Source organism: Erythrobacter sp. R86502 (assembly GCF_042466465.1).
Classification (GTDB): Bacteria; Pseudomonadota; Alphaproteobacteria; order Sphingomonadales; family Sphingomonadaceae; genus Erythrobacter.
On record NZ_JAXHCJ010000001.1, the window covers coordinates 1,901,564 to 1,913,254 of the forward strand.

Annotated in this window: 8 protein-coding genes; 6 read left to right on the forward strand and 2 right to left on the reverse strand. The window is 58.0% G+C overall.

All coding sequences use genetic code 11. From position 1 onward, the window contains the following. Window positions 1–501: 501 nt before the first annotated feature. Window positions 502–999, reverse strand: coding sequence for a DUF305 domain-containing protein (locus SJY33_RS09140; protein ID WP_379922453.1), 498 nt, complete (start codon window positions 997–999; stop codon window positions 502–504). Between the two features lie 321 nt (window positions 1,000–1,320). On the opposite strand from SJY33_RS09140, the gene SJY33_RS09145 reads away from it, so the two are divergent. Then, window positions 1,321–4,074, forward strand: coding sequence for a PAS domain-containing sensor histidine kinase (locus SJY33_RS09145; protein ID WP_379922454.1), 2,754 nt, complete (start codon window positions 1,321–1,323; stop codon window positions 4,072–4,074). Continuing rightward, a complete protein-coding gene (locus tag SJY33_RS09150) occupies window positions 4,028–5,719 on the forward strand; it encodes a response regulator (protein WP_379922455.1) in 1,692 nt (563 codons plus the stop codon). The genes SJY33_RS09145 and SJY33_RS09150 overlap by 47 nt, the downstream gene beginning before the upstream one ends. A 9-nt stretch (window positions 5,720–5,728) precedes the next feature. Here SJY33_RS09150 and SJY33_RS09155 read toward each other — a convergent pair whose 3' ends face one another. After that, on the reverse strand, window positions 5,729–7,156 hold the full coding sequence (locus SJY33_RS09155) for a WecB/TagA/CpsF family glycosyltransferase (RefSeq protein ID WP_379922456.1): 1,428 nt from the start codon (window positions 7,154–7,156) through the stop codon (window positions 5,729–5,731). A 281-nt stretch (window positions 7,157–7,437) separates the two neighbouring features. On the opposite strand from SJY33_RS09155, the gene SJY33_RS09160 reads away from it, so the two are divergent. Genes SJY33_RS09160 through SJY33_RS09175 form a run of 4 tightly spaced genes read left to right on the forward strand, consistent with a single transcriptional unit; the run spans window position 7,438 to window position 11,681 of the window. Next, window positions 7,438–8,712, forward strand: a complete 1,275-nt coding sequence (locus tag SJY33_RS09160) for an oligosaccharide flippase family protein (RefSeq protein ID WP_379922457.1) — start codon at window positions 7,438–7,440, stop codon at window positions 8,710–8,712. Further along, window positions 8,709–9,641 carry a glycosyltransferase family 2 protein gene (locus SJY33_RS09165; RefSeq protein WP_379922458.1) on the forward strand — a complete coding sequence of 311 codons (933 nt, stop codon included), beginning with the start codon at window positions 8,709–8,711 and terminating at the stop codon, window positions 9,639–9,641. The genes SJY33_RS09160 and SJY33_RS09165 overlap by 4 nt, the downstream gene beginning before the upstream one ends. A gap of 25 nt (window positions 9,642–9,666) precedes the next feature. Next, complete coding sequence (locus SJY33_RS09170; protein WP_379922459.1) at window positions 9,667–10,653, forward strand: glycosyltransferase family 2 protein; 987 nt, start codon at window positions 9,667–9,669, stop codon at window positions 10,651–10,653. Beyond that, window positions 10,650–11,681 carry a glycosyltransferase family 4 protein gene (locus tag SJY33_RS09175; RefSeq protein ID WP_379922460.1) on the forward strand — a complete coding sequence of 344 codons (1,032 nt, stop codon included), beginning with the start codon at window positions 10,650–10,652 and terminating at the stop codon, window positions 11,679–11,681. Before SJY33_RS09170 ends, SJY33_RS09175 begins: the two co-directional genes overlap by 4 nt. Window positions 11,682–11,691: the final 10 nt, after the last annotated feature.

An 11,691-nucleotide genomic window follows, 5' to 3' on the forward strand; every position in this document is an offset into this window, starting at 1 on the left:
TTGATAGATAGTATTAAATTTTACACCACGGCTTTTGGAGGCCCCCACATTAGCCCCTGCAAGAGCCGGATGCCCGTGGAAAATGTGGGTCAGATTTGAACTCGCGACCTTCCAGTAAGTTTCGAATGATTGAAGTCTTAAAAAATGGTTCGTTTTTTCAGCGCCATAACGAGCAATTTATCTGATCCGATTGATCAGTCCGATTCGATTGGGAAGCTGCCATGCGCACGTTCCGACATTTTCTTGTTTAATTTCAGCGCAATATCACGGCGAGCTGTCGCATAGGGTGTGCCTATATTTCGGGCTTTTCAGCTAGGCCCCAGCCGTTCACTCGATGACGAAAATCGAAGTCTAAAAACGTTGACTCTGGGATCGCTCCGGGCGGGGACCAGCACCTCTCAAGTTCCGGGTCTGGGACAAAGCCGCCAATCGGCAGAGCTTGCCGGATCGACCGCTTCCGCCTAAACCGGCGGTTCGCGGGGCGGTGATGGCTGGCGCTGGCTAGATTAGTGCATGCATTTTGGCGATCTCCGCACGCTGCTCTGCGACGATATGTTCAGCCATCCGGCGTAGCTCAGGGTCGGTGCCACTTTCTCGATAGTTGCTTACCATTTCGATTGCAGCCTGATGATGCAGGACCATTAACGCCACGAAATCGCGGTTCAAGTCACCTGTTACAGGCACACGCTCAGTGGCGGTGTGTATTGTATCCATCTGCGCAACCATTGCTTCAACTCCCTCGGCGCTGGGCGCTTGGTTTGAGCCAACGTCGCCATAATAATGCTCGCTTCCTCGCCAGAAGCTGCCCGGAGGTACTCCGACATCTGCCGTCGTGGCGGAGGTCGTCTCAGGGTGCAGAAGCTCCGCGATCCGCCCGCTTGCGCGATCATAGATGATATTGTGCAAGCTGGCGTATGAAACGAGCGTAATGGCAAGGGCGGCGGCGAGGCCAACTGGAACGAACAAGGTGGCCCGGCTCCCAATTGGCGCGATGTTCATGGAGCCGCCACGAATTGGATCCACCAACACCATAAGCAAGGACGCCAAGATCGTCGCATGGCCGATCAGATCAACGCGTCCGAAAGGATAAGCGACCTCACTTCATGATGCCCCATGTCTCGCCCTTTGATCTGACTGCGCTCGGCGCAGGACCGCTCCTTTGGAGGAGTCTGTCCAATGAGTTGTCTCGGTTTCGAATGAGGTCTATATTTTCAAGCGAGCCTACCGGTCGATGCTACACGCGATCTGCAATGGGATGCACCATAGGGGGCACCCCCAAGGTTCGACAAAAATTGTGCAATGAAGGGAATGCGCGCCCTAATGAAAAGTCTTAGCGCCCGCGCCTTCTCGGTCATATTGCCGGTTGCTCTGACCTTCTTCGGTCTGTCGACATGGCTCGCCTATGCCAGCGCCCGCGAAAGCGAGATCGCCTCGTCCATGAAAAGTCTCGCGCAAGATCGGTTCCTCGCACGCCAATCTATGCAGCTTCGATTCAACGCGATTGCGCTTTCGCACGAGCGCGCCCGCCAGAGGATTCTTGATCAGCTAGACGGGTCGGTCAGTCCTTCTCTACCGTTTGATAGCTATTTCCCAGCTTTTGGCGATGGAACGCGCCGCAGTGCAGACAGCCTCTGGGTTGGCCAGGACGTAGCACTTGGCTCTGTTAAAGGCTTCGGTGCGTACATCGCCGACGAGGAGATCACTTCAGAACGCCGACGGACAATCACCGCGGCGTTTTCGGCACTGGCAAATTTCGTGGATGGGCTGCCAGCAAATGTCAGCAACATCTACTTCTTCTCACCCGACAACGATCTCATCATGTTTGCGCCCGAGCGTAGTGACCAGCTGCTTTACTACCGTCGAGATGCCCCGGCCAATTTCGATTTTCAGAAAGAGGAGTTTTCGGTCATCGTCTCGCCAGCTGTAAATCCGGACGGGGAGATGCGCTGCACCAGCCTTAGACCGATATTGTATGACGAGACCAAGCGGACCTGGACAACAGGTTGCATGACACCTGTGAGATCCCAAGCCGGTCATGTCGGAGCGGTAGGATCGAGCATTCTTCTCGACGAACTCTTCATGGACAATGACAAGGTGACCATGGAAGGCGTGACACGGGTGGTCATTACCCGCGACGGCCAGCTGATCAGCCACCCCGACTTCACGGTACAGTCATCGGTCAGAACGCTGGATTTCCTGGACCTCACCAGAACGAGTGATGCCAAGCTCAAGGCGATCTGGAATGCGTTGAACAATGACGATGCAGCTTTGACGAGCGGCTATCTGCCCGATGCGGACATCTATATCGATGCGCAGCAACTCGATCAGCCAGAGTGGATCGTAGTGTCCTTCATGTCGGGTGAAACCATCCGATCCAACGCTTTTGCTGCTTCACGACCGATTTTGATTTCCGGACTGTTGGGAACCGCGCTTTTTGCGCTTTTCATCGTGGTATTTGTTCGGCGAAGCCTGACCGGCCCAATTGAGCAACTGGCCGACCGGGTCGATGGCATTTCGGCCTTGCACAAGGCCGATGGTATCGGTTTGGGCAAATCCGGGACCGAGCTTGAACGGCTCAACATTGCCTTTGATGCGTTGGAAACGCGAGTGGCCCGTGAGCGACTTCGGCTGACCCGTTCCTTCGACCAGCTTGTCGATGCGATCGAAGAGTATGCTATCTTGCTGCTCGCTCCGGATGGGCATGTGTTGCGGGCTAATAGCGCCGCCAAGGATCGTTTTGGCTGGGTCGAGGGGCGCCCTATCGCTCAAATTATGGGCGGTGATGAAGCGACAGCGCAGCAACTATTGGCAGACGTCAGCAAAACAGGCCGCGTTTCGCAAGCGGTACAGCGCAAACGCGGAGACGGTAAAGATTTCTGGGCATTCGAGGCTTTCGAGCCGATGCAGGACGACAGCGGCGCGCTGATCGGCTTTGCCTATGTAGGGCGGGACATGACTGGTCAGAAACAAGCGGAAGCTGCTATTATCGCAGCGCGAGACGAGGCCAGCGCGCAATTGGCAGCAAGGACCAACATCCTCGCAACTATTTCCCACGAAATCAGAACGCCGCTTGGTGGCCTTCTTGGCATCATCGATCAACTCAAGAACGAGCGCTCCGATGCAGAGCGCAGCCGCGCATTGATTCTTATTGAGGATTCCTGTGGGGCATTGCTCGACACGCTGGATGCAATACTCCAGCAAACGCGGGGGTCGCACGGTGATGCACAATATGAATCGCGCAGGTTTCGCCCCAGTGCCATCGCACGGCGCGTAAGCGAACTCTTCCGGCCGCTGGCCAGACGCAAAGGCATACGTATCGAAACGCTGGCGTCGGGCGAACGCGAAGCGATGGGCGATCCGGCGCGCGTTCAACAGGTTCTTGCCAACCTCGTCTCCAATGCTGTTAAATTCACGCAGTCAGGCTCCGTTACGATCGATATTCAACCGCCTGCCATTGCAGGAGAAGATTGGTCTTTCGAGGTTTCCGATACCGGCGCCGGGATCGATGGAAAGAGGCTCGAGAAGATATTTGATCCCTATGATACAAGTCACTTCGATTCTTTGGGAAAATCGGTGGGAGCGGGTCTCGGCCTCTCGATCACACGCGACATCGTCAAGACGATGGGTGGTCAGATCCGAGTAGAAAGCGAGGTCGGCCGCGGCACTTTATTCCGTGTCCTTCTGCCATTGGAGGCGGTGCCCGATGAATTCTCGCCTGACAAGCCGGCTTCCTCCGAAGGAAGCCTCTACCTTGATCTCGATAAGGCGACCGAACAAATTCAAGCAGAAGCCCAAGCGAGCGGGCTTGGCTGGAAAGTAATACAACCCGGCGAGATTTTTGACGAGGCAAGCATCGTAGCCGAAAGGCTGTTGATTATTACCAGCCACGCGCGATTGCCATTGATAGATGATGGCTGGTTGTCAGCCAGTTATCGGATCGTGGTGGTCGGTACAGCCGAAGGTGGCGAGCCCATACCGGGCGCCAATCGAGCCAAAATCGTTCTTCTTCCCAATTTCAGTGTGGCTCATGACCTGCCACATTTTCTGGAGCGGGCGCACGATGGAACGGCTTGACGACCTTTTAGTCGAGGAACAGATCCGCATCCTGAAGCTTCGGCTGGACCGCGCCGAACGCGCGCAGCGCGATGCCGAAACCGCTCTAGAAGGGCGGATGCGCGAGCTTGACAGGGCCAACCGGGAACTGAGCCAGCGCGAAAGCGAACTTGTCGAAAAACTCGATATCGAAAGCCGGAAGCTGCTGGCCGCGCAATCGACTGCGCGAATGGCCACCATTTATGGTGAGAAGGGTAAGCCGTTCACTGCCTCCAAGGGGACCGGAGCCTTGCTAGGGCTACCCGAGGGCGAAGAGAGCTCAATCGACAGCCTGATGACCGCGATCCATCCCCTTGATCGGGATAGGATCATGCGGGATTCAGTCTCGTTTTTCACTAGGCTCGACCCGGGAATCGAGCACGCGTTCGAGCACCGCGTTATCCGGTATGACACGAAGGCGGTTCATTGGTTGAGCTGGGTGATCCGGCGTGAACCGGCCGGAGAAAACGGCGCCTCCCGGGTATATGGCACTGTGCGCGACATCACCCTGAGCCGTGCCAACGAAAGAGCCGTTCGTGCGCTTCAGTTGCGCGCCGAGCGACGGGTGCGCGAACTCGATGCTCTCAGCCGACTGCTGTCCGCCGAGCAAGAAAAGACCGCTGAAGCATTGTTGGACAAGACCCGGTTTTTGACCGCAATGGCGCACGCGATACGCACTCCGCTTAACTCGCTCAGCGGTGGTATTGAGCTGCTGGCAGACCAGCCCACTGGCCGGTCAAGGGACTTGGAAATAGTCCGTTGCGCGGTCGATCAGCTGGTCAAAATCGCATCGCAGCTGATCGAGCAGGCCGACACCGGCGACACGCTGTCCGCCCCCAAACCGCCTGAACTTTCCTTGGCAGTCCGCAAGATGGAGCATCAGGCAGGAGCATCACCCAAGGTTCTTCTTGCCGAGGACACCGAAACCAACCGCTACGTAATTGAACGCATGCTGGGCGCAATCGGATGCGAAACGACAATCGCTACCAACGGTGTCGAAGCAGTTGAGGCTGTGAGAGGAACGACATTTGATGTCATTTTGATGGATGTGATGATGCCTATCATGGACGGCGAGCAAGCAACACGGGCGATCCGCGCGATGACCGGACCCACTTCGCGTACCCCTATCATTGGAGTCACCGCACACAGTCTGCATGCGGAACGCGAGCGACTATTGTCAGCAGGCATGACCGCGTGCCTTTCCAAACCGGTTCGCCGGGAGGAATTGGAGTCGGCGATCCGCACTGCATTGATAGGCCAGGAATCGGTGCAGACGCTTAACGCGCGGTTCGACCATGAATTGTTTCAGCGCGCCTTCTTCGATCTGCCCGAAGCCTACCGTGACCGGATGCGCGCGGCGGCCAAGAAGGACATCAGCCTGTATGGCGAAGAGGTTTTGAAGGCGGCCAGAATTGGCGATTATGAGGCGCTTTCACGGGCCGCGCATAGCCTTAAAGGCGTCGCAATCAATGTGGGCGCAATCGGCATCGTCGAGGAACTCAGCCGCTACCGCGAAATGCTTGCTGATGACCCCGATTTTTCCAGCGCGGCGCTGCGAAAGGAGATCGCCGCAAGCCTGTTGGCGTTCGACGATCTCTTCAGCGCTCTGGTTGGCAAAACGCAGTAGGGCCCAGGTTCAGTAGGCTCCACGTCCGCGCAGGACCGCGCCGGGCGTACACACCAGCAGTTTGATATCAACCCACAGATTGGTGCGCTTGAGATAGGCGCGATCCATGATTGCTTGACGCGCAAACGGAATCTCAGCGCGGCCGCGTACCTGCCAGGTGCATGTGATGCCGGGCTTTCCGGCAAGTCGCTGCCAATGGGTCCCGCGATAGGTTGCAACTTCGCTGGGTAAGGCAGGGCGCGGGCCGACCAGCGACATGGTGCCAAACAGCACGTTGAAGAGCTGCGGCAATTCATCGATCGAGAACCGGCGGATGAAACGCCCCGTTCGGGTAATGCGTGGATCATTGCGCATCTTAAAGCACGTTCCATCGCGCTCAGACTGCGACAGGAGAGCTTTGCGGCGCTCTTCTGCGTCTTTGTACATGGAGCGGAACTTGATCATGCTGAAAGGCTTCCCGTCGGCTCCGATGCGGGTCTGCCGGAAGAGAACAGGGCCTTTGTCCTCCAGACGGATCGACAACGCGGTTGCAAGAAAGATCGGCAAAAGAGTAAGAATGGCGAAGCCGGCGCCGACAACATCGAGCATGCGCTTTGCAAGTTCGTTTGCCTGATCTGTCAGCCCACGCGCCTGGGCGCCAGCGAAGACCGCATGCGCGAGGAACATTGCGTTGCCCCAGACGTAGCGCCTGGCCATGCGGCGTGGTTCCATCGCGAGGCGCCAGACCCATTCGCCTTTGCAGGCACGCACCAGTTTGGGCGCTCGCGGAATCCGGCCCGAATAATAATCGAACAGCCCGCCAACTCCCATGATCACGGAAGCTCTAAGCTTGTGACGGTTGCGTGCAATCCATTTTTCTTGGAGCGGAACGCCGAAGCCGACCATCACAATCCCCGCGTGCGAGCGGTTAATTCGCTCGATAAGTGCATCTTCTTCTTCCGTATCGAAATAGCCCGAATGGGTGCCTGCGATGCGAAGCGCGGGAAAGTTTGCCGTGGCCCAATCTGCGGCACCGTCGGCAACACCGGGCAATCCCCCCAGGAGAAAGATACCAGTACCCTCCTCTTCGGCTTCGCGGCAGATTTCTGGGAAGAGATCAGTCCCGTTGAGGTTCTCGCCAAGCCGGGCTGCGGCAAGCTTGGCCGCAATTTCCATACCCACGCCATCGGGCAACAACATGTCGCTCGATCTCAGAGCTTCGCGATAGGCGACATCTTCACGCTGCTGATTGACGCAATGCGCGTTGACAAAATTGATCGTCGACCTCTTGTGCGCACCAACCTGCGCCACGATGTGCCGCGCAATTTCGGTTCGGCCTGCGCAGACAAGCGGAAGGCTGAAAAGTTTGGTCACGGGCCAGATACGATCGGCCTCGCCACGATCTTCCACCTGTGCCCCGAGAACGCGCTGAAAATCGCTGCTAGGAATATATTTCATCGGACGCTTCCCTGATTTGGATTCGTCCAACGAGTGGCAACGCGCATGCCAAACTCTCAAAACATTGATATTATTAATACTTTTAACATCTCCCGATTTTTTGCCCTACCTCGCAACACGCTTTTGGCGAATTGCGGCAGGCGAAATTCGCAATTTGGGAAATTGAATGTTGTTTCTGCAAAAATGAGGCGATTTTAACTTAGAAAAGCCGGTATTTCCGCCAATCCCGCAATTGGCACAGATGTTGAATTTCTTCCCCGCGAACCATCCGCGAGGGAAGAATGAACATTGCAATTCGCACCATTATGATGCCGAGCCGCTGGCCTGCCTTTGCCCGTGGAATGATCGCCTATGGATCGGCCGAGGGGATCACGCGGATAGTTCGACTTGCGGCAATTCTTGTGGTTGCTCGCCAGATTTCTCCCGAGATGCTCGGAACCGCAGCGCTTTCCTTGAGCCTGTTCGAGCTCGTTCGCGTTCTTGCCAATGTCGGCATTGGCCAGCGTATCATTCAGGCAAATCAGGCCGAGCTCATCGCGATTTGCAACACCGCGTCGCGGCTGTTCTGGATCGTCTGTCTTGGTGTCGCCGTATCGCAGCTCGGCGTCGCTGCCCTTGCATTGCTCGCATTCGGAATGAGCGATGTCGCGGCCATGCTGGCAGCTTTGTCGGCGGTCTATCTCTTCATGCCCGCCGGATTGGTGCAAATTTTTCTGGCCATGCGCGAACAGCGCATGGGAGCGACAGCAAGCGTTACCGCAATTCAAAACATTGCCGACTGCATTCTGACTGTCGTTCTGGCCGTGTTGTGGCCGAGCGCTTGGGCAATCGTTCTTCCGAAGCTGCTCACCGCACCCTTGTGGCTTCTACTTGCGCGTGGCACCCATGCTTGGACACCCAACCCGCTTGGCGGATTTGCGCCCATCAGCGTCTTCGCCAGTTTTGGCCCAGCCATCCTCTGCTCCGAGCTTCTGATCGCCGCGCGGCTTCATGGCGACAAGCTTATCATTGGCGCGATGCTCGGAACCGAGGCGCTGGGACTTTACTTCTTGGCCTTCAACGCCGGTTTGGGCATCACGCAATCGCTGGTGACCGCCTGCAACCTCGTCTTGTTCCCGCATCTTGCCAAGACACATGGTGAAGAACTGGAAACCGAGTTCCGACGCGCCTTCATTATTGGGCTCGCCGCCCTCGTCCCGCTCGTGGTTGCGCAGGCGCTGCTCGCTTCGATCTATGTGCCGATCATCTTCGGCGAGAATTGGATCGCTGCGGCACCTTACCTGTCCATGCTCGCTTGCGCCGCTGTGCCGCTCTTCGTGGGTGCGCTCCTCAGCGCCCGCTTTCGCGCTGTCGGTAAGCCCTATGCTGAAACCGCATTGATGGCTGTCGCCACATCGGCGGCTCTGATCGGCCTTACCGTCGGCGCGCAATCGAGCCTGATGTTGGCCTGCCTCGGTTTTGCCGGAGGCCTTGCTCTCGTCCTGCTCCCGGCCGCTGCCATCCAGTTCAACGCGCTTCGACCCACGCAATCTGTTCCCTCGAAAGGAGGCCAATGATGTCCGCGGTCCACTTCTCAATCGTCATCCCTGCCTACAATGCCGCTGCGACCCTGCGGTCGACCGTGACCAGCGTTCAGGCGCAAACCGATCAGGATTTCGAGATCATTATCATCGATGACGGTTCGACCGATGAGACGCTCTCGATCATGCTCGACCTCGCCGCGGCAGACGTGCGCATCCGTGCCATCTCCAAGCCCAATACGGGCGTATCGGATACCCGCAATCTCGCCGGCAAGCTTGCCAAAGGCAAACTGCTCGCATTTCTCGATGCAGACGATCAATGGCACCCGGCCAAGCTCGCCCGCCACCGCGTGGCCCATGCCTTTGACCCCCTGCTCACGGCCAGCTTCGCACAGGTCGAATTTGCGCCCGAGCGTGGCGCAGAGATGGCAAAAGCGCGGACGTTTTCGACTTTCCGGGCAGGCTGTCTCGATCTCGCCGATGTTCTGGTCGAGAACGCAATCTGCACCACCTCCAATCTCGTGGTCAAACGCGATGTGTTTCACGATCTTGGCGGCTTCGACCCGACGATGCGCTTTGCCGAGGATCAGGAATTGCTGGCGCGTATCATCGCCGATGGCGGAATGATCCTGGGGATCGAAGAGCCGTTAGTGCGTTACCGCATGAGCGCCGACGGCCTGTCATGCGACTTCGAAGCGATGTTGTCTCATTGGAGGCGGTTTGCATCATACTGGATTGAAGGAAGCGCGCTGGCGCAGGCGGAGGCCACCTATTGCCGTTACCTCACCCGCCGCGCGCTGCGTGCAGGGGCCAGGATGGAGGTCGCGCGCTCCTTCGCCCGGCGCGGCCTGAAAGCGGATCGCGCGGCCTTCATGGCGGGCGGCACTCGCAGTTTTCTCACCCTTGGCGGCGCGATTGCCGGAGGTGCTCTGCCCGCGTCGCTGCGGCGCGCCGTGTTTGCTTGACCCCATACCCTTAGGAGACCGAACAATGACCAATCCCAAAATGTCAGTCGTGATGCCGATCTACCATGTCGAAGAATTCGTGGGCGAGTCCGTGCAGTCAGTACTGGACCAGACTTTCGCCGATTTCGAACTGATCTGCGTCGATGATGGTGGTACCGACGCGTCGATGGATATCGTTCGCGGATTTTGCGATCCGCGCATTCGTATCGTGTGTCAGGACAATCGCGGTCTCGCCGGTGCGCGCAACACCGGGATCGCGAATGCACGCGGCGACTTTGTCGCTCTGCTGGATAGCGACGATATCTGGCATCCGGAAAAGCTCGCGCTTCATTTCATTCATCTGATGGCGAACCCCGATATCGGAGCGAGTTACGCTGGTTCGCGCATGATTGACCGTGACGGCGCGGTGCTGAAAGTGGCAATGCGCCCGAAGGTTGGCCGCATAAGCACTCGCGATATCTTCTGCCGCAATCCTGTCGGCAATGGCAGTGCGCCGGTGCTTCGCAAGACCGCGCTCGATCTCGCAGCCTTTTCGCACCCGCAGGAACACTCGCGCACGTGCTGGTTTGACGAGAACTTTCGCCAGTCCGAGGACATCGAATTGTGGACCCGTCTGGCTGTCAAGCACGGGGTGACCTTTGCCGGCATCGACGGCCTTCTTACAGATTACCGCATCATTCCCGGCGCCCTGTCGGCCAATGTCGTGAAGCAATATCTCAGCTGGACAAAGATGGTGCGCAAGCTGAACAGTTACGCGCCGGAATTCGTGGCTAAGCACGGCGACACCGCCCGCGCCTATCAGCTACGCTATCTCGCGCGGCGTTCGGTACAGCTCGGCAACTTCGAGCTTGCCCGCGACCTGATGAGCAAGGCGCTTCGGCTTCAGCCGCGCCTGCTCACCCAAGAGCCTGTGAAGACTCTTACCACGGCGGGCGCGGTCGTCGCGGGGACATGGCTCGGGCAAGGCCGCTTCACCTCACTCATGCGCCCATATTTGAAGAACGCCGCATGATGCGGATAGCACACCTGCTTGACGATTTTGGCATGGGCGGGGTGACCCGGGCGCTGACTCTTTTCGAAGAGCCAGCGCTGACCCGTTTGGCCACTTCGGCAGTCGTGCCGGTCAAAAACGACGCGCTGATCGCGCCGCGGGTCCAAGCCGATCTGATCGTTGACCACATGGCTCTTTCGTGGAAGCGACTGGTGTTTCTCGCCAGCCTGCGTGCACGTAATCCCGCAAGCCGGATAGTGCATGTGGAGCACAGCTACACGCGCTCGTTCGAACACGAGAATATTCAGGCGGTCGGCCGCTTTCGCGCGATGCTGAAACTCGCGGCGCACCTGATCGATGAATTTGTGTGCGTTTCCAACGCGCAAGCCGATTGGCTGGCGCAAGGTGTCGGTATTCCCTCCTCGAAGCTGACTGTCATCTACCCATGGACGGATCGCAGTGAGTTGTTCGAATTGCCGGAAGCCCGGCCTGCATTCGGTCGTCCCGTGCAACTGCTTGCATATGGCCGGTATGCGCCGGTCAAAAATTTCGCTGCTTTGATCGAAGCGATGCGCGCCGTTCCTGAAACCATGGCGAGGCTAATCATTTTTGGCGACGGTCCCGACCGCGCATCGTTGGAGGCGATGGCTGCTGGGTTGCCGAGCGTGACCGTGCTTGGCCCGTGCCACTCGCCCGCCGCACACCTCGCAGATTGCGATGCTGTGGTTATCCCTTCGCGCTATGAGGCGTTTGGCCTCGTCGCAACCGAAGCCCGCATGGCGGCGAGGCCCGTCCTGGTTGCGAGTGTCGATGGCCTGCCCGAACAGGTCGGTTCTGCGGGACTGTCGGCGAACATGTCGACCCCTGATGATATCCTGGCGGCGATCAACGCTTTCACGAGGCTCGACCTGCTCTCCCTGGGCATTGCGGGACGCCATGAAGTCCGAGGACAATCGGACGAGATCATCTCCCGCTGGACCCGTCTCATTAACCGGAGCGCCTCGTCCGCCCCCAAGGGCGGCCCGCTCCGACTGAAAAGTTTCAAATAGCGGCGGTGCC